The sequence below is a fragment of the Nocardiopsis mwathae genome (genome assembly GCF_014201195.1).
In the GTDB taxonomy this organism is placed as follows: domain Bacteria; phylum Actinomycetota; class Actinomycetes; order Streptosporangiales; family Streptosporangiaceae; genus Nocardiopsis_C; species Nocardiopsis_C mwathae.
Genome location: NZ_JACHDS010000001.1, coordinates 3,992,002 through 4,015,133 on the forward strand (window position 1 = coordinate 3,992,002; position 23,132 = coordinate 4,015,133).

A 23,132-nucleotide genomic window follows, 5' to 3' on the forward strand; every position below is an offset into this window, starting at 1 on the left:
TAAGAAGCTTCCTAAGTTTCATTCCGGTCCCACGAAGTAGTGTCCTGCAATACACCAGCCCACACTAACCAAGGTGTTTCTCAGTTGACTCATACCTGTTCTTGTACTGAGTAGTATATCTGTTTGTTGCCTCATACCCAGGCAATGAAGTCCCGTTCTCTCCAGCCCCGAAGGAGAAGTTGACGTTATCCATCGCATCACTCAGGGATTGATCGATGTCCGATATGGATGCCTTTGCGTCTGGGTCGTTAAAATCAACCTTCCACTTCTCAGGATCCATTTGAACCCTCACGTCCCCGGCAGAACTCTTAGTCAGAACTCCATAGTCTTCCAGGCGCTTCGCGAGCGACTCAGAGTTCTTGTCCGCTGAATCCGCAGCGACTTCATCAAGCTTCTTGTAGTTGCCTTCATTCAACGCACCATTCTCGCTTGAAATGAGGTAATCGAGCGCATTCACGCGCGAGTAGCGGTCAATCTCTTCTCCAAAAGTGTGAGTGCTGAATTTGGGAGGCCTCGAGGTTTCCCTTTCTATGACGCGATCAATGACTGCATCACTGATGCCATCAATTCCATTCTTCAAATGCTTTCCGATTGCCGGGAGGGACTCAGCGGCATTGGCACCCTTGTCAGAGAGGAGCTTGGCTATTTTCTTATCGCGCTCCAGAGTGTCAGTCAGGTCCTCACCTCTCAACTCAGCGTCACGAATAAGAGCAGACTCCATTAGCCTGTTAAGACCTCCAGCATTTGCAGCTGTCTCCGTCTGTTTCCCAGTCTCGAAGTAGATTCCGGCCATTACATTCGCATAGTCGTCCGTTAGGTTTACGACGCGACCGGCAGTACCGTCGTTGCCCATAAGGTAGGTCATGAACGCCTTCGCTTCTTCTCCACCGATTTGAATGGAGTTGTTCTCTAGGTGATAGTTTCCGACGCCCTTATATGCGAGTTCAGACTCACCATCGAGTGTGGTCGACTTGGCGAAGCTCGTCATGTAGCTCTCGAACACATCAGCTAGTCCATCGACCGCGCGTGTGTTGAACTGTCCGAATCTGGAGTCACCGTAGGACAGGTCTTCGTCCTCGACCCGGACGCCTGTCTTCGTTAGTTCGTCAAAAGCGCTGCTCGTCGTCATGTTACGGATCAGCCCAGCTGCGGCCTCTCCCGCCCGCTCGCGTGCACTATCGAACGGGCTATACGCATCCCGCGCGATCCAATCGGTAAGGCCACGAACAGTCTCACCCTTATCGCCCCACTCATAGGAATAGAGGCCGACCAGGACATCCTCTGGGCTGTAGAGGGTGTTCTGGGAGCCCTCCCCTGTGAGGAGACTGTGATTTCCAGACTCACTCCGCAAAGAGACATCGAGAAGCTGGCGCAAGCCCTCCTCCATGTTCTCCAAGCCAAGCGCGCCTGCCCCGGAAACCGAGTCGCTTGTGGCAGCGCTGATTCCGAGGTCGACGGCCAAGGCACCGCCCGACATAGCCAAGAACGACGGATCGAACGGTCCGCTCTTCCCGTCCTTAAGCGCGCCTCCAAGGGAGGAGGTAAGTGTGGATGAGAACTCCGTTCCACCCTCCGAATATGGGCCTGCGCTACCCAGCAAGTAGGAAAGGGCAGGAAGGTCCTCTTTCCATTCAACATCGCCATAGAGCTCGTACTTGGGAGTATCTATGGACTGCTCGGCTCCAGTCGGGCCTGCTGCAGCGTTTCTCAGGCTTTCCGGCAGGCGGTCCCAGCCACCACCATAGCTCTCATTCGAGAGCGTCAATATTCCTTCGCCAAGTGCCTTGGCAAGCTCTCGTTTTTCTGCATCGCTCATATTGGCGTTCGCTGATTGCGCAAGAAAAACAGGAAGCCTTTCAGCTCCGCTAAGCTTATCAAGTTCATCGAAGAGCCTTTCCAGATAGGCTGTCGCCTTTCGCTTGGCTTCGGGGTCACTGTAGATGACCGAGCTCTGAGACCCCATAAGTTGAAGGGCAAGCAGGGCCGACCAGTAGGCCTCATCCGGCTCCTTACCGTCCGGGCCAAGGTACTTTGCCAGAATTTGAGCGTTTCGACCAGCATCTTCCATTCGGATAGGAAGAGGTTCACCCTGTCCTTTAATGTTATATGCAGACCAGCCCATGATTCCAGCATCGACAAGACGTTTGACGTTCTCCGGAGTGGGGCCCTCTTTCAAACGTTCGCCGTGCTCTTCTGCTTCTTCTTTGAATTTCTTCCACCTCTTGCTAGACCTGGTATTCAGGTCATCCAGCTTCCCAGACAGTTCTCCCAGAATCTCTTTGAACTTGTCGACATAGATTCCTGTGTATTGTTGACTAAAGTCGGAGTGTGGGGCTGGACTTGGAGCGTTCACGATTTTGTTAGGGAGTCGCTTTGCTGCGCTCTTTACTGCACTCCCCCACTCCTCAATGAGGTCGCTTCTATCCTTTTTATAGTCGCCGACAGCTTCGGCCCAGGACAGAGTTTCCTTCGCGCAGAAATTTACGGAATAAGAAGCATCCCTCCACAATCCCTCGTTGTAGCCGCTTTGATCCTTCACATTCCAAGAGATCGCATTAGTGAAATGCACCGCTGTATCGTCAAACTGCCCAGACAGCTCGTTAGAGCGCCCCATGATTCGCGCTCTTAGAATATCCATCTCTCGCGCCCACTTATTGATGTCACCCTGACTGGCTTCAGTATTCCTGGGGTTAAACGAGAGCCCAAACTCTGACATTGCGGTAGCATTGTAGCTGCTGAGAGAGTCAGCCATGATATCCTCCTGGATGTTATTCAGAAACAGTGGAAGTTGATGTTAGTAGAGCTCTGCGCCCCCAGGGCCCGAGTGTCCCTCACCTGAGCTTTGGTTAATGGGCCTACTAAGGCCAGGCCATGCTCCATTGAATCCTTCCTCTGTTGTGTCATCATTGCGCCCAATCGCCGCACCACCTGAATGGATATTTTTAGCCAACTGAAGCCCATGTTCTTCAAGCTCTAGAATTGTTTCGGCATAGTTGTCTCGAAACTTCGGGTAGCCCTCAGCGCACTCTTCTTCCACCGCTGCCTTTTGCGCGCTATTCATGATGTCGTTGAAAGTATCCCGCAGGCCACTCATTGCATCCGCAAGTTGAGCTGCTGACCGCGCTTTTCCACTGATCCTGCTCGGATCTCCACCAGATTCGTCAGCCATGTGACCCGCCTTTCTCTTGGGCTCGGTGGCAGTCGCTATCCCCAGGGGCAGCGGCAGCAAGTCGAGGGAGAGGACCTGCCAACAGTCCCGATCCTGCTGGCGCTGGTCCTTCCGGCAGGCACTACCGCGTACGTCAGGGCATCGAAGACGTTTCTACCACTGTTGGGTGACACGCCTGAATCCCCCATTGCCCTCAGTGACGGGAGCGCACCTTCGCTCGCCAGATCCTTTGGGGCAGCACGTGTGGCTGGGAGGCAGTGCACATGCTCTGCCTCCCAGCCACTATTAAGGGATCTGGTGGCGAAGCCAGTCGCGGGTAAGGCGGACCGGTGGTGAGGGATGTCGTAGAGAACCACCTCGAATGACTGCAGAACGTAGTCGCCTGTCCGAAAGCGGCCAAGTGCTTATCGAGCGCCCGCGACCACTACAGGGAGAAGAGCGTCGCCGCAGCTCTGGGGAGTCCCTGCGTCAGCGCTGTCCAGGCGAGGGCTCACCCCCACTCGCTGGGACAGCTGTGAGGGGTGCCCAGCTCACAGGCCGGGCACCCCTACGGGGCCGAGTCGGAATCAGGGGAGGAGGCCGAGGGCGTGGGAGAGGAGCATTAGGGCGAGGATCGTGCAGGAGTAGGGGAGCTGTTCGTAGAGGGTGAAGAGCGCTCGGGTTTGGCCAGCGGTCTCAGAGAGGACGCGGTGCTTGTAGGTGTAGTAGGCGCGTCTGCGGGCCTGGCTGGTGGGCCGAACGGTTGAGGCGGGCCGGGGCCGGGTGGGTTGTCTGGTGGCCCACTGGCCCGAGGGGCGGGTGGCCGGGCGCGGGCCGACCGGGGCCTTGGGGCGGGTCGCGCGGGCGGGCGGGGCTGTGGGCCGCGCCGGGTAGCTGGGCTGGGTGGCGTACGGGCTGGGGCCGGGCAGGCGTGCGCGGTCCGGGGCCGTTGCTGGCCGGAGGGCCGCGTAGGGCCGCGGTCGCGGCGTTGCTGGACGGCTGGCCGCAGGGCTCGCCGGGTCGGGTGGTTGTCGGAGCTGTCGTGGGGGCATCGGTCCCCTCCCGGGGTGTGGCTGGTCGGAGTTGCCTGGGGGGTGGGTGTCCGCCCCGTCTCCCCTTGCACGGGGCGGACACCCGGTGGCGGCGCTCAGCGGGGGCGGCTCTTCCCCTCCCGATTCCGGGAGCCGGCCGCAGCGCCTGCGGGATAGGCTTCTGGCCTTGCTATTCCCCTGCTATTCGGTGCTGTCGAGGATGAGGATGTTGCGGATCCGGCGCGCGGTCTCGGAGATCTCCTCGACGGGGAGGAGACGGGTCACCTCTGGCTCGGCCGTCTCGCTGTCGAACCGCTCCCCCGGCCACAGCAGCCACCACCACGGGTGGGCGTTGACCGGGTCGGGCCGAAGGATCGCCCGCTGCGTGCACTGCACGCACACCCGTCGCAGCCCCTGCTGCCACCGGGAGGAGTCCGGGAGGACGTACGCGTCGACCACCGAGACCGACACGTCGATGCTCGCCCCGAGCCGCCGCGCTTCCAGCTCCTTAGCCAGGGCCTGGAGGGGGTGCAGCGGCGAGGCGGAGAGGGAGGACGGAGGAGAGAAGTAGCTGGGCATACAAGTCACCACCTGGGGATGAAGGTCGATCGGACGGATCATGATCGACCGCTCACATTGAGTATGAATTACCTCCGAGGTAAGTTTCAAGCAAGTTTGACGATCCAGAGGTATTTTTTTCGAGCCGATGGGGCCTTAGGATCGCGTCGCGGCCAGTTACGGGGAGGAACAAGTGGCAGAGAGGCAGACACCGACCGTGCGACACCGGCGCCTGTCCGCTGAGCTACGCCAGCTGCGAGAGGCCGCTGGGCTCGACACGTTGGAGACAGCGCAACGTATGGGGTGGGACCGGTCCAAGGTCAACCGCATAGAACGGAGCCAGTGGAAACGGCTCAAGGAAGCCGACATTCGTGGCCTGTGCGCCCTGTACGGCGTTGCGGATGAAGGCCGCGTGGACGCCCTGGTCTCGATGGCCAAGCAGGCCAAGGAGACCGGATGGTGGGTGCGTTACTCAGATGTGCTTGGCCCTGGGTCGTACGTCAGCCTTGAGGCGCAGGCATCCGAGCTGCGGTTCTACGGCGGGATGCTGATCCCTGGGCTACTCCAGACAGCCAGCTACTGCAAGGCTCTCGCCCGCGCAGCCGGGATCACCAACGACAACGAGATCAAGCGGCGCGCCGAAGCACGCTTGGCCCGCCAAGAGATCCTGGAGCGCACCGCCCCACCGACCGTCAGTGCGGTCGTGGATGAGGCGGCGCTTCGCAAGCTGGTCGGCAGCAAGTTGACTATGCGCGAACAGTTCCTGCGCCTGATGCTGCTCAATGAGCAGCAGATGGCCGAGATTCGTGTCCTCACTGACGAGATGGGCGCCCACTGCGCGATGGGCGGGCCGTTCGCCCTCCTGGACTTCCCCCATGACGACCAGAGTTCGGTCGTCTACCTAGACATCTCGCGCGACGGTATATTTCTGGAAGAACAGGATGATATTCGGACGTATAGGGCACAGTTCGACAGCCTGAGCGCGATGGCACTCTCCCCAGAAGCATCGAACGCTCATCTGGCCCGAATGGTTGACGAACTCGCAGAGTGAGGCAGCAGTGACCATCCCCCGGACTTGGAAGAAGAGCACCTACAGCAGAGGTGACACCCAAGAGTGCGTCGAGGTAGCCTCCCACGCTGCTACGGGGAGGCTCATCCGCGACTCTAAGCACCCCCACCTGGGGATGCTTGGCTTCCACTCCTCGGAGTGGTCGAGATTCATCGGAAATCTGAAGAGACCTGACGCTGAATGATCGCCTGAGCGATAGTCGGCTTGTACCCGACGGATTCCCCCTGAGCCCGCCTGATCTGCTACTCGGGGATCAGCAGACCGAACTCGATACTGAGGCGGGACACCAGCTTCTCCACCTCATGCCGGTAGGCCTGTTCAGGGACCGGCTCGTTGTCCAGCCCAGGTTCTCCCACGAGGCGGATCTCGTAGACCGCGCTACGAGTCTGCGCGAGGACGACGTAGGTCGTTTCCTGTTCGGATCCTGACGAGTCGCCGTACAGAACCTGAGAGCGATCGGCATCGGTGAGGGGGCCGCCTCCGTCGCTCTTCACCGGCGAGAAGAAGGACTCTAGCTCCTTCTTCCGATCATCGAAGATTCCGGAGGCCACCTCATCCCGGTCCTCACCCGGGGCCGCATCGATGATGGCCTCGTACGAGAAGTGAAAGTCCCATGGCTGAGCCGAGCTGTAGTCGGGGGTCAGGGTCCAGTCACACTCGTCGCGGACAGTGCGTTCGGTCTCCTCTGAGTCCCGTCCTTGGAGCGCAGGGTCGTTGTAGTTCTCCGCAGGGTCAACGCGATTGATGTTGACGCCACGCGTGCGCGGAAGCGTCCTCGTGCAGATGTCGAGCTTGCCGGGCTCCAACGCTGCCTGCGGCCTACCGGTCTGCTGGTCGCGGGGAACCTCCGGCGTAGCCTCGCCCCCGACGGCCGATGACACGCTCGACACGAAGGCCTGCAGTATGCCCACGATGATCCCCACGACGAGAAACGCGGCCAGGGTCCCGGAGGCGAACACCACCAGGAACGCTCGCCACCCGTGCAACCCCACCTTCTTCTTCCGTGGGGCCTCGTCTCTCTCAGGCATGTTCGGTCCTCGCGTCGGCCAACAGGCGTCGCGCAGGAAAGCCCCTACCTACCCTGGGCCTCCAGCTGCGCCTTCACGTCGGGGTGCTCCAACGGCCGGGTGAAGCCCAGGATCGTCGGAGCGTCAGGGGCATCGTACGGCCGCGTGGCGATCGGCCCGCAGTTGGTGCACCGCGCCTCCACCATCAGCCCGTCGCCGATCACCATGGCCACGTGCCCCGGCCCCGGCGGCTCACCCGCGCGCGTCACGTCGAAGAACACGAAGTCCCCCGGCTGCTCCTCGCCCTCCTTGACCCTCGGCCCGAACGTCCACTGGTCCTGGGAGATCCTCGGGATCGACACCCCGATGCTCTCGTAGGCCTTCTGCAGCAGGCTGGAGCAGTCGAACGCGTTGGGCCCGTTGGCCCCGTACACGTACGGTTTCCCGCGCTGCGCCATCGCCCAGTCGACCACCGCCTGCGACACCCTGTCCGGGGCCCGCCCGATCGGCTCGCCGTCCGCCGTGAGCTCGCAGTTGACCGCCACCTCGATCGACGAGCTCACGTCGAAGTTCCCGTCCGCGTACTTCTCCGCCCACTCCAGGACATCGTCCACGTACCACCACGCGTGGTTGTAGCCGTAGATCGCCCTGCGCATGTCCTCCTCGGCGCCGTGCGCGATCAGGTAGTCGGCGGCCGCCGGGATGGCGTCGGCCGGGTCGTACACGTTCACGATCCCGTCGTCGTTGCCGTCCAGCCCGTACCCCTCGTCCGGCCGGTCCTCAACAGGCATGATGGGTTCGCCGCCCCAGCTGTTGCCCGCCGCGGACCCGTCCTTGGCGCCGAACTGCATCGGCCCGGCCGCCCCCCAGTCGTTGTGCCCCTCGGTGATGCCCGGGCCGTCCCACCGGCCGTGCTTGCTCTCGACCTGGCCGATCCCGGCGAGCACGTTCCAGGGGATCCCGCGGTCCCGCCCCGCCTCCTTGTACAGCTCCAGGTAGTTCTCCGGGATGGAGTCCTCGGCGTAGCTGCTGGCCGCGGCCTGGTTCGCCTCCTGGTCGGGCGTGCACTTCAACCCGCTCATGAGGTTGGTCAGCCCCGTGTTGAACGTCGCCACAGGGAGCAGCACGACCGCGACGGCGATGGTCCCGGCGACCAGCAGGCCGACACCCACGGCGAGCCGGGTGACGGCGGATCCTCGGTCGTTGGGGGTGGGGGTTGTGAACAGGGAGATCACTCGGCACCTGCCTCGGACGAGCACCTGCGATGGGGAGAGTAGGGGGTTGTCGGTGGGGGAACGCCGTCAGTCGGCTCCCAGGTTGCCGGCATCAGCGGGTTGGAAGTCGTACACCTGCCACTCGCCGCCCTTCTTCACGACCGTGACGGCGAAGTCGCCCAGGTCCTCCTCGAATCCGTCGTCGTCCTCGGTGATCGACTGCGTCTTCACCACGAAGACCACCGAGTTCTTGTCGAAGCTCCGCAGCTTCTTCACCTCGGCGCGCCCCTCGGCGACGGCCTCCTTCTCCGCCAGCTCCTCCCAGAGGCCCGCCGCACCGGAGCTCTGCGCGAGGGTCTTCGCGTACTCCTTGGTCGCCAGGTCCTGCATCGCCTTGAAGTACTCCTCGGGCGACTTCGAGTAGTCGATCGTGCCGTAGGCCGCGGCGAACCCCTGAGCCGTCGCGGCCGCCGCCTTCAACTCGTCCTCGTCGAGCGGGAACCAGTCCAGCACCTGCATGTCCTCGGTGGCCGTCATCGGGATGGGGCTGGGGGGAGCAGTGGCCGGAACGTCCACTCCCCCGCCGCCCGGCTCCGGCCGCCCCTGGGCCTGGCTCTGATCCTGACCGGCGGCGTCCCCGGGATCATCCCCGGAACCGCCGCTGAACCCGCCGACGCTCAGATAGATGCCGAAGGCGACCAGGACGACGACGAGCACCCCGAAGAACAGGCGCTGCTGGCCTTCCGTGAGGGTCTTGGGCATGGCGAGGTCTTCCTACTATCCGGCGCACGGTCTGTGTCGATGGGGGCGGCGTCGCCGACGTGGTCGGGGATCACTCCGCATCAGCCGTCCTCGTCCCGCAGCCAGAACGGGATGTCGCGCTTGTTCTCGCGCTGCCGCTGCGCCGAGGACCCGGTCCAGAAGGGGCTGGTGGGCGCGTCGCCGCTCTTCTTGCCCGAACCCGTGATCCAGCTGCCGCCGTCCTCGCGCCGCGCGGAGGGGGCCGACGCCGGACGCGGGGGCCGGGGCGGCGGGGCGGACTTCTCCTTGCGCGTGCTCGGCCCGCCCCACCGGGAGCCCCGCGGCGACGGGTTGCCCTGGGGCGGCGTCGCCGAACGGCCCCGGAAGATCCCCTGCCCGGTGCTGGGGGCAGCCTGGTCGGCGCCGCCGGACGACGACCCGCCGCCTCCCCCACCGCCCGACGAGGCCGCGCGCTGGCCGCCGCCGGAGTCGGTGCCGAACACCGACGCCCAGCCGGTGTCACCGGTGCCGGTGTACCCCCCGGAGGGTCGGGGCGGGATGGGGCCGCTCCTGCCGCCGCTCCCCCGCGGCGGCAGCCCGCCGGACGCGGCCTCGCTGAGGCGCGGCGCCTGCGCGGAGCTGCGGTGGCCGGCGGCGCCCTGCTGGGAGCGTCCGGAGTCGCCGTCGCCGCTCTTACCGGCGAGGTCCAATGGCGGCGGCGCGGCCTTGCCGCGCACCCTGCCGTAGCCCGCGGTACCGCGGACGCGGTCGGTGTCGGCGCGGACGTTGGTGCCCTCGCCCTCGGCGGCGTCGCCACCGGCGGCCGCCGCCCCGCGCGCCGTGTCGGCCGCGTCGGTCCCACCCGCGGCCCCGGTCCCCGCCGGAAGCGCGGTCGCCGCGGCCGCGATCTGCGGAGAGCGCTTGAGCCCCCACTTCTGCGCCCGCATGTAGGCGACGGGCGGCAGCACGTTGGCGCTCTTGCTGAGCGCGCTGCTGCTGACGGCGTCGCTGACCATGCGCGAGGTGAAGGTGTTGGCGTTGACCGACGCGAAGAGGTGCGCGAAGGGCTTGCGGTAGATGAACAGGGCCAGGGTGAACAGCGCCAGCAGGATCATCTGCAGGCCCCACGCCAGGTTGGTGGCCATGATGATCCCGTAGCACATGACCAGCAGCGCGATCAGCAGGACCACGAAAACCTGCTTGAGCAGGATGCCCAGCACCATCTCGAACCAGCGCAGCAACACGGTCCGCCCGTAGCCGGGATGGATGCCGATGAGCAGGAACACGGGTGAGAGCAGCAGGAGGAGCAGGAAGCCGATCTTGAGGACGATGAGCGCGACCGACCCCGCGAGGATCAGCCCTCCGGCGAACAGCGCCGCGAACAGCGCCAGGACTGCGATGCCCAGCCGGTTCTCCTGCTGGCTGCCCTCGAAGAGGGGATACACACCGGGGTAGGTCGTCTGGATGCCCTCGGCGATCTCCTCGTACCGCTCCTGCTTCTCCGCGACCAGCTCCTGGCCGTCGACCTCGCCGTCGGCGATCCGCTGCTGCTCGATGCGGCTGATGCCCTGCGCGGCGATGAGGTCGGTCCCGTAGAGCGTGGCGGCGGAGTCCGCCACATCACCGGTCCCGAACACCCCGGCCACCCACGGCTCGCAGACCAGACTGCTCCACAGCATGTTGGAGTTCTGCCGGACCGCGAAGTCGTTCTCCGACTCCCACTCCGCCTTCTCCACCGGCTCGGCCCCGCCCGGACACGTCCCCGACGCGCCCGGGAACGACATCTTCGAGAACGCGGCGTTGACCAGCTGCCCGCCGGAGTTCACCACGTTCCCGGCCATGCCGAGCACCTGGCCCGGGTTGACCAGGATCCAGATGCCCATCGCGGTCGCCAGCACCATCCACACGGCGCTCTCGACGGTGAGCGTCAGCCGCTTGCGGATCAGCCCGTACCAGCCGAGCCACACCGCACCCAGGATGATCACCGTCGGCAGCAGCGGCCGCCAGATGCCTTCGCGCAGCTCCCGGATGAAGGACTCGACCACGGTGTTGAAGTCCGAGAGCAGCCCATCCGACGTCGCCGCCTGGTACACGGTGATCGTCGACTGGTTGATGGTCTTCGACAGCTCCCACGTCGTGGTCGTCAACGTCGCGACCGCCGCCGAGCCCATCTTGTCGACGCACGACTCGCGGATCACGTGCCACTGCTGCCCCGCCGTCCCGTACTGCCCGTACAGGCTCGCGTCCGGGGGCAGGCCGTCCGGGGAGCCCACGATCGACGACTGCGACTGCGGCGGCACCAGCAGCCCGTCGGCGCCGCTGCCCGCCGCCTCCGGCTGCGGGGCCGGCTCCCCCTCGCACACCGGGTTGGCCTGGGCACCGCCCATCGGCACCAGCACGAACGCCAGCACCAGCAGCGCCATGGTCAGGTTCCGCTTCAACCGCCTGCCGAAGAGAGAGCGGGGGTTCCTCACCGCTCCGGCCGACCTAGTCCTCACCGCTACTCCTGCCTTGTGCTCCCGATGCCACTGCCACCGGTACCCACCAGGGCACCGTCGGCACCGCCATCATCGTCTGCGTCGGGCCTCTGGCGTGTCGGGTTGGTGTCCAGCCACCGCAGCAGCTCCTCGGACACCAGGTCCACGGCGATGCGTCCGGCGCGGCCGTCGAGGTCGCGGAAGATGCACTCGCCGTTGCCGAGATTGCGGAGCATGGCCATGTGGTCCTCGGAGGGCTCGACTCCGAGCAGGGCCATGACGCTCTCGACCTCGTGGCGTTCGGTCGATCGGAAGGCGAACACGCTGGACAGGCAGTTGGTGACCTGCTCGTTGAGCAGGTCACCCGCGTTCTGGCTGACCAGGATGAGGGCGGTGTTGCGGGACCGCCCCATCCGCGACACCTCGGGCACCAGCTTGGCGCCCTCGGGCGTCGAGGTCACGGCCCACGCCTCGTCCAGGAAGATGGCCTTGGGCAGGCGCCGGTCGAGCCCGTTCATGAGTCTGCGGGCGAACTGGCTGACCAGGTAGAGCAGGGCGACGCTGAGCCGCTGCTCGTAGGAGTAGTCGTCGCGCTGGATGGTGGAGTCGGGCAGGGTGAGCCCGCCGAGGGTGAAGACGGTGGTCCACCCCTCGGTGTCGATCCGGGTCTCGCCCTGCGGGTCGAAGCACAGGCTCGCCAGCCGCATCTCCGACATCGAGCGCAGCACCGCCCCCAGGTTGCGCGACGCCGCGTCGTCGGAGTCCTCCAGGAACGCGACGACCTTGTCGAGGCTGGGGCGGGGCTGGTTGGCGACGGCGGCCACGGCCTGGATCATGGCCGACTCGCGCTCCTCGCTCATTCTGGGCAGGAGGAGGCGCAGGGTCTCGGTGGCCATGGTCTTCTGCGCGGCGAGGTCGTCGCCGAAGGAGAACGGGTCGAGCAGGCCGGGCTCGGCCGAGCCCAGCGACATGATGCGGGCCTTGCGGCCGCGCCGCTGCAGCAGCCGGACCAGGGACTCGGCGTCGCCCTTGGGGTCGATGGCCGCGACCGTGACCCCGCGCAGGGCGAGCTGGTGGATGAGGAGGAGCGCCAGCGTGGTCTTGCCGCCGCCGGGCTCGCCGGTGATGGCGATGGCGGTGGGCCGGTTGCGGGCGGCGGCCACCATCGGGTCGAAGTGGACGATGGAGCGCGCGCGGCCCAGCGTCTCGCCGATGTAGGGGCCGGTCCAGCCGCCCCCGCCGGTGCCCGGGTCGTGGCGGTCCCCGACCTCGACGGTGGCGGTGGGCATGCCGCCGGCGATGGTGCGCAGGGGCTGGCGCTGGGCGTAGGCGTTGAGGCGGATGCGGTCGCCCGGCATCGACTCCAGGAAGAGGGCGAACTGGTCGCCGGTGGAGTTGGTGACGTCGATGCCGATGTCGCGGTAGTGCTCCACGACCGCCTCGACGCGCTGCACCAGCAGGTCCTCGGTGGGCGCCGACACCATCAGGCGGTGCCAGCCGTAGACGAACGGCAGCCGCTCCTTGGTGATGCCGTGCTCCAGCATGCGGGCGGCATCGATCTGCTCGGCGAGCGCGATGGGCAGGTCGGCGCCGGCCTCGCGGATGTGGGCGTCCATGTCGCGGGCGTGGGCGAGCTTGCGGCCGACGTCCTTGCTGGCCTTGGCCGGCGGGATGAGCTTCATGCGCAGGCTCAGCTCGACGGGGAAGGGCAGGGCGTCGGCGAAGTGGAGCCACGGCTCGCCGTCGGGGAACGGCATCAGGTCGGGGAAGCGGGAGAAGGAGAGGTGGGCGACGTAGGTGGAGCCGGCGGGCTGGTCGAGGCGGAGCATCGAGCGGCCGTTGTGGATGACGCCCTCCACCAGCTGCTCGATCTCGCCCTTGCCCCAGGTGCGGCGGTCGGCGGCCGAGGTGCGGGGCTCCTCGATGGTGCCGGTGACGGCGTGGCGGATGAGCCAGGCGAGCTGGTCGGCGGTGGCGTGGCGGGCGTGCAGGGAGCTGGCGGACAGGGCGCGGCCCAGGCGCTCGGACTGGTCGGTCCAGCGGGCGATCTCGCGGTCGTCGATCGCGTCGTCCTCCATGCCCAGTACCTGCTCGGTGCGCTGGTAGGCGGAGAAGAGCTGGCCGAACACGCCCTGGCTGAACTGGCCGCGCACGCCGCCGCGCTGGCCGAGCCGGACGCCGAGGTAGACCTCCTTGGTCCAGAAGTCCTTGGCCCAGACGTGGCGGTACATCTCGTCGAGGTAGTCGAACCAGCCGGAGCCGGAGTCGGAGGTCGCGTCGAGCTTGGTGGCCCACTCGGCCGCCGGGTAGGTGCGGTGGGCGACGCGCAGGTGGACTTCGGCGTCGTTCATCCGGATGGCGGCGAGCGCGATGGTGATGTTGGTGGCCAGCGCCTCGCGCTCCTCGGGGGTGGAGAACTCGTAGGAGACCTTGGGCAGCCGGAAGTAGGCCCAGGCTTCGGCGTCGCTGAGCAGGATGCGGTCGTCGAAGTACCGCACCGCCAGCCGGCTCCCACTCCTACTGCCGATCATCGGTTCCCCTCCTGAGTGATCACTGTGATTCCTGCTGTGCCCCTTCCCGCTCTCCGTTGATCTCGGAGATATTGGGGGAAAAGCCCGCGCTGATACCCCAATATCTCCGAGATCAACGAAGGCATGCGCGGGTGGTCTGTGGACAGCGATGAAACGCGTCGACAGGGCGGCGCCATCGTGGGCGTATGCCTGCTTCCCCTGACATCCCCACCGGGCTCAGCCACGCACCCTTCCTTGGGAGCGAGGCACGGAAACGCGGACTGCTCACGACCGAACAACTCCGCGGAAAACAGTGGGTCCGCTTGTGGCACGACGTGTACACGCATGTCGACACCGACCCTGACTCGCTGGCCACCCGTCTCCGCGGGCTGATGCTGATCGTTCCGGAAGGGGCCGTGGTCGGCGGGTCGGCGGCCGCCGGTCTGCACGGTGCCGACTATCGGCGCAAGGGTGACCCGATTACGGTCGTGGTACCCAGGGACATTCCGGTGGGTCCGCGCCAGCACGTCGAAATGACGCACGCAGAGCTTCTTCCAGATGACACGGCTTATGTCCGGGGCATACCGGTCACCGCACCACTGCGTACCGCCTTCGACCTCGCGCGGCTTGCGAAGAGTGGAGGCGGTGGAAACCTCCGGGAACACGTCGCCGCGGTCAACGCCATGCTGCACGTCGGGGTGGACCCGTACGACCATCGGCCGCGGCTTTTCACCGTGGACGGGTTCCGGTGCTACGTGGGGCAGGAACGGCTGTACCGGTGGGTGGGGGTGCGCCAAGCCGCGGCGGTCGCGGAATTCGCCGAGCCGCTGGTGGAGTCGCCGGAGGAGTCGCGGCTGATGATGGACCTGGTGGGCGCGGGGCTGCCGAAGCCGGTCGCGCAGTACCGGCTGGCCACACCCGGTGGGCGGCGCGCCAACGCCTACCTCGACCTCGCCTACCCGGAGCTGGGGATCGGCATCGAGTACGACGGGGAGTGCCACGCGGACCGGCGCGAGGCCGATGTCGAGCGATGGCACCGCATCGAGGAACAGGGGTTCCGGCTGTTCGTCCTCACCAGGAGCACGCGTAGGGAGTTGCTGCCGAAGGTCGTGCGGGCGATCCGAACGCGGTTGAGCGCGCGGGGTGTGTACGTTCCCGAGGCGTACCCCCGCCAGGCGCACCTGTTCCAGTGGAGGACGGCCATGGCGCTGCGAGAGGAGCGCGAACGGCTCGGCGTCGGCGAGAACGCGCCGTGCCCCCAGCGCCGCCTCCCCTTCCACCGTTGATCTCGGAGATATCGGGGTATCAGCGCCGGTTTTTACCCCGATATCTCCGAGATCAACGTGGGAGGGGTGGGGGGCGGAGGGGGTGGGGGTGGGGGGAAGGGTCACCGGCGGCCCCCCGGGGAAGTGGGGTGGGTTCCGGGGGTGGTGCCACCGCCGAGGCCGTGGACGAGGACGCCGCCCAGGGCGGCGTGGGCGCGGCGGGTGGTGGCGCGCAGGGCGCCCACATCGACGATCTTCCCGGCGGCGAGGTGGTCGTCCCACGGCACCCGCACGATCGCGCGGCAGCGGCCCCGCGCCACCCGCTCGGCGTCGTCGACGTCGGTGAGGCTGCGCTTGCTCACCCCGTTGACCACGACCACGGCGCGCATGCGCAGGCTCGCGTAGCCGTGGCCGTCGAGCCATTCGAAGGTCATGTCGACGGCGCGAGCGGCGTCGGCGCTGGCCGGGGCGACCAGGACGAGCCCGTCGGCGACCGGCAGGGCGCGGGCGACGCCGGTGGCGGCGGGGTCGAGGACGGTGACCCCGTAGTAGGCGCCGAGGAGGCCGGCGAGGCCCGCGTAGTCGCGGTCGTCGAGCGTCTGCACGTAGGGGTCGTCGAGTGTGGACACGACCTCCAGGCCGCTCTTGGTCTGGGAGGTGTACTTGCGCATGCCGAGGTAGCCGTGGACGGCGTCGGCGTTCGCGAGGAGGGAGGTGAGGGTTTCGGGCGTCTCGGTCCGTACGCGGCGGGACAGGGCGTTGAGGCCCGGGTTGACGTCCACCGCCACGACGCGCTCGTCGCGGTGGGCCGCGAGGGTGTGGCCGAGCATGAGGGTGGTGACGGTCTGCCCTGCGCCGCCGGTGCAGCCGAGGACGACGACGCGGCGCGGCCGACCCAGGGGGGCGCGCAGCCGTTCGATGTCCTCCTCGGCCAGGTCCGAGCGCTGGGCGGCGGCGGAGCCGCCGGTGACGACCCGGGCCAGGCGGCGCCAGCCCCGGGTTCCGCCCGCGGGGGGTGTGTCGCCCGGGCGGCCGCCGGGTGCGGCGCCGTCGCGCTCGGCGGGGGCGCGGGTGGGGGTGTCGGTGAGGCCTTCCTGCTCGCCGGTGCCGTGGTCGAGCTGGAGTTCGGGCTTGTCGGCCCTCCTGTCGTGGGGGGTGCGGTCGGTGGCGCGGTCGGCGGTGCCGGGCCGCCGGGTGGCGTCGGACGTCCCGCGGGTGTCGGTGTCCGGGGACTGGCCGGGCGGGGTGGTGCCGAAGAGGTGGCTGATGCGGCGCGCGTTCTGCGCGACGCGGTTGAACACGCCGTCGTCGACGTAGTGGGCGTCGCGCGGGCCGTGGCCCTCGCGCTTGCGGCCACCGGTGGTGGGCGTGCGGTGGATGGGGCCGACCGGCGGCGGGGCCGAGGCGGAGCGGCGGGAGGACGGGGCCGACGGCGTCCTGCTGTTTCCGGGCGTGTCGGATCGCGAGCCGATGGCGGGGGTGCCGCCGGTCGGGTTGGAGCGCATGCTTCGGGAGAGGCGGTCGGAGCGGTCGGAGGGGTCGGAGCGTCCGGTGTCGATGTCGATGTCGGTGTCGGTGCCGGAGTCGGCCGCGGGTTCCGTCCGCCGGGCCCTGTCCTGAGGCGCTGAGGAGGACGAGGGTGCGGAGGCGGATGAGGACGCGGAGGAGGACGGGACCGCGGAGGGCGCGTGCGGCTGCGGGGCGGCGGGGGCCGACCGCTGCGAGTGACGGGACGCCTGTGCCGATGCCGCGGACTCCGGTGCGGGGGTGCGCGGGGCAGCGGTCGCCTTGTTCCGCTCGTTCTGCTCGTTCTGCTCGCCCCGCCCGGGTGCCGTGCCGCGGGCGTTCTTCCGCTGCCGGGCACGGAGCGCGGCGGCCTCGGCGGCTTCCAGGTCGGCGGGGGTCGCGCGGCGCGGGGCGGCCCCGATCTCGGAGTAGCTTTCGTGCTCGCCCGTGCCGTGGTCGAGTTCCAGCGGCGGCTTGCCGCTCGCGGCAGGCAGGTCCTCGGTGTCGGCGGGTGTGTGGACGGCCGGGGTCGGCGCGACGTCATGGTCGGCCGCCGCGGCATCCTGCGGCGAGGCCGCCGGGGATGGGGTCGGCGCGTGGGACGTCGACCGGGCACCGGGCACGGCCTCAAGCGGGCCGGATTCGGCGGCCGTCGACGGTGTGGTGCCATGGTCGGCGGGCTCTTCACCCTGCGGCACAACGGACGGGGAAACCGGCCGGGCGGCACCCTCACCGGCGGACGAGGGTACGGGTCGGGCGGAACCCTCACCGGAGGGCAGGGCGTCGGCGCTTCCGGGTTCCGTGCCGGATCGCGCCGCGCTGGAACCTTCGGTGGGTGCGGCGGCCGGGGACGACGCGGAGCCGTGGTCGGCGGGGTTCTCCCCCTGGACGGCGGCGGATGCGTGGGGTCGGGCGGGTTCCGGGCCGACGGCGGGATCGTCGGCGCTGTCGGCGGCCGCCACCCGCGGCCGCGCAGCGGCGGATCCCCCAAGGGGGGCGGCGGGCGTCCGCGACTCGACGCTGCGGTCGGTGGGCCGCTCGTCCTGCCGCGCCGTCGTCCGGGGGGCGGGCGTCGAGGTGGACCGGCCGGTGCCGTCGGGTTCGGGAGCGGAGGGCACGGCGCCGGGCTCCGCGGTAGACGCAGTGGACGCGGTGGACGACGCCGACGCGGTGCCTCCGCCGGTGGGCGTCTCCCCCTCGTGGGAGACGGCAGGTTCGGGAGCGGTCGCCGTCGGCGCCCCCGCGGACGGCGGGTCGGTGACGGGCCCATCGGCGTCGCCGGTGGCGGCGGCTTCCGCCCGTGCGAGGGCCGTGGCGGACCCCTGAGCGAGCACGTGGTCGGCCGCGGTCTCGGCCTGCGGCGAAACGGACGGGGAGGGGCCGCCATCGGCCGCGGCTTCCGTTTCGGACCGCGCAGCGCTGGATTCCTCAGCGCCCGCGACGCCTGATGCCGCCTCGGCGCCGTGGCCGGTGGGTTCCCCGTTCTGCTGCGCGGAGGACCGCGCGGGCGCGGCCGGGGAAGCGGCGGCGCCAGCGTTCTCGACGCGGGGATGGGTGGATGCGACCCCCTCAGCGGAGGATGCGGCGAGCGGCGTCGGCTCGGTGCCCCGGTCTGTCGGGGTGGCGGCCTCCTCCGGCACGGACGGCGCGGGTGCGGCGGCCGTCGGCGTGCGGGGCTGCTCCCGGTCGGTGGTGGGGGTGGGGGTGGTGGTGGGGGCCTGCGGCTGCTCGGGGGCGGGCTTGTCCGCAGGGTCGTCGGTGAACCACTCGACCCGGGCGCGCGGCTTCGGGCCGTCGGCGTCGGCGAAGCGCGGGGCCGGGGGTGGCGGGGTGTCGGCGTGGCTCAGGTGTCGGTCGAGGATTTCGAGGCGTTCGGCTTCGGCGGCGCTCCGCGGGTGCTCAGGAGTGTCGGACTGCGCTGGGCGTGTAGCAGGCTCGGGCAGCTCGGTGCCGGTGCGGGCCGGAGCGGCGGCTGCTGCGGCCGGGGGCTGCGCGGCGTCGTCTTTCGCGGCCTGGGTGCCGACGGTGTCTGCGGCGGGGTCACCGACCGGCTTCCCCCGTTCGGCCTGATGGGGCCGCGGTGAATGCGGTGTCGAGGCGTCGAGCTCGGAGATGTCCCGGGTCTCCCCCACAGCCCGGGCCGCAGGACCACCGACCTGCCTCACCGACTCGGACCGGTGCGCCTCCGACACGCGCGATGCCGACGCATCGACCCCCGCGACATCCCGGGTCTCCCCCACAGCCCGGGCTGCGGGGTGGTCGGCTTCGACGGCGGGGGCGGGCTTCTCGACGTCGACGGCGCCGGCCTGCTCCGGAGTGTCCTGTGCCGTGTCGGCCGCCGCGCTGTCCTCGGGACTCTTGGTACCTTCGGGACTTTTCTCTTCCACCGGGACAGAGAACACCCGCAGTACGCCGGACATGGCTCTGTGCTCGCCCGTTCCGTGGTCGAGTTCGAGCGAGGGCTTGCCGGTGGAGGAAGCCGCCGGGGCGGGTTCCTTGTCTCTGCGTCGCGTGGCGTCTCCTGGGCTGACTGATGGGTCGGTCTCGCTGACCTCGTTTTCTACGGTGTCCTCAGTTTCCTCGGGGTCCGTCGGCTGCCGCAGCTGCGGCACGCCGGATTCCTCGGATTCCTCGGACTGCTGTCGGGGTTCGCGTGGCTCGTAGAAGTGCGAGGTGAGGGGCAGGTCCCACGGCGCCGCGTGCGGGCGGCGGCGCGGAGCCGACTCATCGTCCTCCTCATGCCGTTCGACTTCCTCGGGGGTGGCCGGCGAGCCCAGGCCGCGGGCACGCTCGACCGGTGGCGGCGGAGCGACGCGCTCCTGCGCGCGGGCGGCCTCGGGGGGCGCGGTGGCGTCGCCGGATTCGGGCGGCGTGGGTGCCTCGGACGGTTCGGGTGCCGGAATGGCCGACTCGGTCGCGGTGGCCGCCGCCTCGGCCGGCGGGGCGGGGACCGGCGCGGGCGGCACGCTGTGCTCTGTTTCGGCGCGCTCGGGCTCCGGAGCCGCGGCGGGGGCTGCGGCGCCCGGACGGAGCTCCGCGGCCAGGTGGGGCTGTGTCGGCCGGAGGGCCGCGGCGCGCCTGCGTTCCAGGCGGCGGGTGGCCGCGGCCAGCTCGGCTCGGGCGCGCAGTCGGCGCACGGCGCGGCGTTCCGGCCCGGCGGGCAGGGTCGCGCCGGGGGCCGTCGACACGGTGGGGGTGTCGGCCTCGGGGTCCGCCTCGGCCGCCGCCACCGGCTCCGGTGCCGCTGCCGCTGCCGCTTCCACCGGCTCGGCCGGTCGCGCCGGGGTCGTCGGCTCCGGTGGTTCGGGGGCCGACATCATCTCTTCGGCACGGCGGCGGGCGGATGTGCCCTCGGAGGCCGTGGCCTTCGCGGGTGCGTCCTCGGGCTGGGCCGCGTCGTCGTCCGCGTCGGGCGGAGACATCGGGCCGGTGTCGCCCTTCTCGTAGGCGGCCTTGGACGACAGCGGCCACGGCGTCTCGCCCCAGGAGGCGCGGAGTTCGGTGAACCACGCGGCGTCGCGCTCCAGCTGCTCGTCGTCGTCCTCGTCGTAGAAGCCGGGGTGCGGGTTGTCCTTGGCGTCGGTGTTCCGCGCGGAGTCTCCGTCGGCCCCGGCCTGCTCGGGCAGGGCGAAGCCGAAGTAGTTGAGGACCTTGATGCCCAGGCCGCGCGAGGCGGCGGAGTCGCCGGCGTCGGGGGTGTCCGGGGTGTCGGAGCCGGGGGCGGGGGCCGCCGCCGCTTGTGTCTCCTGCTCGTCCTGGTCGCGCTGGGGGGTGGGCGCCGGGGCTTCGCCGTTCCGGTCGCCGATCCACCCCGCGGAGGATGCGGGGGCGGCGGCGAGCTCCGCAGGGTGGGCGGGCTCGGCCGCTGTGGAGGCGGCGACCGCTTCGACGGGCCGGGGGGTCTCGCCGACCTCGGTGGCCGTGCCGGGCTCGGCGGGTTCGGTCCGCTCGACGTGCTCGAACGCCTCGACCTGCGGGGTAGCGCCGGGCGGCTCGTCGGACGGCCGTTCTTCTTGTTCCCTTCGTTCCTTGTGTTCCTTCCGCTTGGGGTCGAGCACCAGCGGTGGTGCCACCCGGGCGGGGCGGGCGGGTGGGGCGGTGCGCGGTTTCGGGGCGGCGGGTACCTGTGCGGTCGCCGGGACGGCCGTTGCCGCGGCGTGGGCGTCGGTCTCGGCGCCGGTGGGCGCCGAGGCGCGCTCCTCCGCGGGTTCGACCGGCTCCTCAAGCTCGGCGGGGGCGGGCTTCCCCCGCCGCAGAAGCCCCTTGGCACGCAGCGGGGCGCTCTTGCGGTGCACGACCGGAAGCGGACCCGCCGCCGGGTCGCGGTGCCACACGCGCACCGCGACCCGGATCTCGGCGGGCTCGCGCTCGGGGGCGAGGCTCGTGTACACGCGCGCCTCGGTCATGAAGCGGACCTGCGACACCACCAGTTCGCTGAGCCGCTTGCCCTCCATGACCGGGCGAGTGGCGAAGAAGGTGATGATGAACGGCGGGACCAGCCACAGCACGTGCCACGGCGGGTCGGTCGTGAAGGGAACGCCGATGACGGCGAGCGCCACGAACCAGACCCCGTACGTGCCCAGGAGAACACCAAGGAAGACGACCGAGACCGGCTGCGGCAGCCGGAAATCGTAGAGCTTGTACAGCCGCTTCTCGATACGCCAGATGTTGGTGTACGTGGGCAGGTCCACGTCCCCGGCCTCCTACTCGGTCGAGACGCCCATGGCACGCGCGATGGCTACGGCTGTGACCTCGATGATGCCCGGGACGTAGAACACGATTCCGATGAAGATCGCCAGAATGATGAACTGCGCGAACCGGGTGATCTCCCTGGTGAACAGGAAGAAGATGGCCACGACCGACACGATCACCAGGAACAGCGGTCCGAAGAAGCCGCGGAGGAAGTCGGCCAGTCCGGAGGTGTTCGGGGCGTCGCCGCCGGCCGCGAGGACGAGCGGTCCTGCGATGTCGTATGTGCCGCGCACTAGGTCCGAAGACGCGTAGGCGAGGCTGGAGAGGAGGGGGAGCATCTTAGGCGCCGTCCTCCCGTGCCTCACGTCTGAACTGCATTTCGTTCACGACTCCTTGGTTCCTGCCCTGCTCGGCCGATGTGTCCGGTGGGGGTCTACCGGCTACTTTCCGAACGACCCCGGCGCTCCCTGGATATCCAGGACCTTCCAGTCGTCGCCGTCCTTGACCACGGACAATCGGTAGCTCTGGGTGAGTTCCGCGGGGTTGTCCGCGTCACCGTCCGCGAGCCGCCACTTCACGGTGGCCGTCGCCTGTCGTACATCATCTTGACCGTTCGCGGTCTTCGCTGGAACCAGTAGTTCTTCCAAACCAGCGAATTCCAGGCTGCCTTCGGGCAACTCGGAGAAGTGCGCGCCGTCGGCCAGGTAGCTGGGCAGGTGTTCCGGGGTCTCGGCGTAGGCCTCGAAGAAGCGCTTGAGGCGGGGTTCGAGCTCCTCGCGCACCGCGGAGTCGTTCTCGGTGGTGGTGGGGTCGGGGAGCTTGGCCTTGGTCGGCGCCGCCAGGAGGGCGGGGCGGCCGGAGACGACGAGGGAGGTGCCGTCGTCGTCGGCGTAGACGGGGACGTCGAGGCGCATCGGGTCGCCGTTGACGTCGGCGCTGAGGGTGACGACGGCGTTGTTGTCGTCCTGGGGGTCGACGGCCACCACCTGGATGTCGCGGCCGGTGAGGTCGGCGCCGGAGAGGTTGAGTTGGGAGACCTTGCCTTCGGGGACGAACCCGGCGAGGGCTTCGGCGCGCTCGGCGCCCTCGCCCTTCTTGGCGTTGAGGTAGGTGTCGGCGAAGCGAAGTGCGAAGGCGGCGGCCGCGCTCTCGGGAAAGGCGGGTTCGTCGTTCTCGACGGCGGGTTCGGCGGCGGGTTCGGCGATGCTGTCGCGGATGGGCGTCCACAGGCCGTTGAAGATGACGACGATGATGAAGGCCCACAGGACGGCGCGGCCGGCCCAGACCCACCACCGGCCGCCGGACGCGACGCCGGGTGCGCGGGAGGGCCGCACGGGGGGGTCGGTGTCGTCGTAGTCGCCGGCCGCCGCGGTGTCGTCGTGCGCACCACCGCGTCGCGCGGTCGACCTGCCAGCCATCACGCCTCCCCATCCCATTCCGGGTCCACAGCACCCACCGACGGCAAACCGACGGCAAAGTGATCCACGCCCTGTTTACCCCATACCTATGGTGAGGCATTGTTCCGGATCTCGGATGACAATCCACGTTCGCGATTGGTTCCCGGCCCTGGGTTGTACCCCGGTTGAGATCGGGCCAATGGCGGCCGAGCGGGCCGAACCGCGCCGATAGGTGGAATCATCCGAGGTCATCGGCGCGATTACCGACCGCTGGGAAAGGAAGAACTCCCTGGTCGGATAGGTATTCGTGACGATTGGTGACGTCCGGCCGCCGGTGCACGGCCGCGACACCCCCGGACGCGGGGCAGCGGGTGGGTGGGGGTCGGTCAGGGGTGGAAAGTGGCGAAGTCGACACCGCGCGGGGCGGGCTCGGACGCGAAACGCCCGCCCGTGCGGGGCACGGGCGGGCGGTGGTCCGTCAACCGGGTGACCCGGTCTCAGGGCGGGCCGGTACCGA

General features: G+C 68.6%; 15 protein-coding genes. 3 read left to right on the top strand and 12 right to left on the bottom strand.

The window, feature by feature from the left end:
• Positions 1–64: 64 nt before the first annotated feature.
• From HNR23_RS17335 to HNR23_RS17350, 4 genes are all read right to left on the bottom strand, one after another.
• A complete protein-coding gene (locus HNR23_RS17335; RefSeq protein ID WP_184076776.1) occupies positions 65–2,752 on the bottom strand; it encodes a TPR repeat region-containing protein in 2,688 nt (895 codons plus the stop codon).
• 42 nt (positions 2,753–2,794) lie between these two features.
• Positions 2,795–3,169, bottom strand: a complete 375-nt coding sequence (locus tag HNR23_RS17340) for a hypothetical protein (RefSeq protein ID WP_184076778.1) — start codon at positions 3,167–3,169, stop codon at positions 2,795–2,797.
• Positions 3,170–3,735: 566 nt separating this feature from the next.
• The gene (locus tag HNR23_RS17345) at positions 3,736–4,200 is read right to left on the bottom strand and encodes a hypothetical protein (RefSeq protein ID WP_184076780.1); all 465 of its coding nucleotides are present in this window, start codon (positions 4,198–4,200) and stop codon (positions 3,736–3,738) included.
• A gap of 180 nt (positions 4,201–4,380) precedes the next feature.
• Positions 4,381–4,758: a hypothetical protein gene (locus HNR23_RS17350; protein WP_184076782.1), complete on the bottom strand. Its 378-nt coding sequence runs from the start codon at positions 4,756–4,758 to the stop codon at positions 4,381–4,383.
• Between the two features lie 172 nt (positions 4,759–4,930).
• On the opposite strand from HNR23_RS17350, the gene HNR23_RS17355 reads away from it, so the two are divergent.
• Together HNR23_RS17355 and HNR23_RS17360 are read left to right on the top strand one after the other, a co-directional pair.
• Positions 4,931–5,788 carry a Scr1 family TA system antitoxin-like transcriptional regulator gene (locus HNR23_RS17355; protein ID WP_184076784.1) on the top strand — a complete coding sequence of 286 codons (858 nt, stop codon included), beginning with the start codon at positions 4,931–4,933 and terminating at the stop codon, positions 5,786–5,788.
• 7 nt (positions 5,789–5,795) lie between these two features.
• Positions 5,796–5,990 (top strand): DUF397 domain-containing protein, encoded by a 195-nt coding sequence (locus tag HNR23_RS17360; protein ID WP_184076786.1) that lies wholly within the window; start codon positions 5,796–5,798, stop codon positions 5,988–5,990.
• A gap of 58 nt (positions 5,991–6,048) precedes the next feature.
• Here the strand turns inward: HNR23_RS17360 and HNR23_RS17365 are convergent, their stop codons facing one another.
• The 5 genes from HNR23_RS17365 to HNR23_RS17385 form a co-directional block, all read right to left on the bottom strand.
• On the bottom strand, positions 6,049–6,834 hold the full coding sequence (locus HNR23_RS17365; RefSeq protein ID WP_184076788.1) for a hypothetical protein: 786 nt from the start codon (positions 6,832–6,834) through the stop codon (positions 6,049–6,051).
• Between the two features lie 44 nt (positions 6,835–6,878).
• Positions 6,879–8,048, bottom strand: coding sequence for an NlpC/P60 family protein (locus tag HNR23_RS17370; RefSeq protein WP_184076790.1), 1,170 nt, complete (start codon positions 8,046–8,048; stop codon positions 6,879–6,881).
• Positions 8,049–8,114: 66 nt separating this feature from the next.
• Entirely contained in the window at positions 8,115–8,789 is a 675-nt protein-coding gene (locus HNR23_RS17375) for a hypothetical protein (protein ID WP_184076792.1), read from the bottom strand.
• A gap of 80 nt (positions 8,790–8,869) precedes the next feature.
• Entirely contained in the window at positions 8,870–11,191 is a 2,322-nt protein-coding gene (locus HNR23_RS17380) for a conjugal transfer protein TrbL (RefSeq protein ID WP_184080503.1), read from the bottom strand.
• Between the two features lie 77 nt (positions 11,192–11,268).
• Positions 11,269–13,776 carry an ATP-binding protein gene (locus tag HNR23_RS17385; protein ID WP_184076794.1) on the bottom strand — a complete coding sequence of 836 codons (2,508 nt, stop codon included), beginning with the start codon at positions 13,774–13,776 and terminating at the stop codon, positions 11,269–11,271.
• A gap of 185 nt (positions 13,777–13,961) precedes the next feature.
• Between HNR23_RS17385 and HNR23_RS17390 the strand changes: the two genes are divergently transcribed.
• A complete protein-coding gene (locus tag HNR23_RS17390) occupies positions 13,962–15,041 on the top strand; it encodes a type IV toxin-antitoxin system AbiEi family antitoxin (RefSeq protein WP_184076796.1) in 1,080 nt (359 codons plus the stop codon).
• Between the two features lie 101 nt (positions 15,042–15,142).
• Here the strand turns inward: HNR23_RS17390 and HNR23_RS17395 are convergent, their stop codons facing one another.
• The 3 genes from HNR23_RS17395 to HNR23_RS17405 form a co-directional block, all read right to left on the bottom strand.
• Positions 15,143–21,217 carry a TcpE family conjugal transfer membrane protein gene (locus HNR23_RS17395; protein ID WP_184076798.1) on the bottom strand — a complete coding sequence of 2,025 codons (6,075 nt, stop codon included), beginning with the start codon at positions 21,215–21,217 and terminating at the stop codon, positions 15,143–15,145.
• A 12-nt stretch (positions 21,218–21,229) separates the two neighbouring features.
• On the bottom strand, positions 21,230–21,556 hold the full coding sequence (locus HNR23_RS17400) for a hypothetical protein (protein WP_184076799.1): 327 nt from the start codon (positions 21,554–21,556) through the stop codon (positions 21,230–21,232).
• Positions 21,557–21,658: 102 nt separating this feature from the next.
• Complete coding sequence (locus tag HNR23_RS17405) at positions 21,659–22,636, bottom strand: conjugal transfer protein (RefSeq protein WP_184076801.1); 978 nt, start codon at positions 22,634–22,636, stop codon at positions 21,659–21,661.
• Positions 22,637–23,132 lie beyond the last annotated feature (496 nt).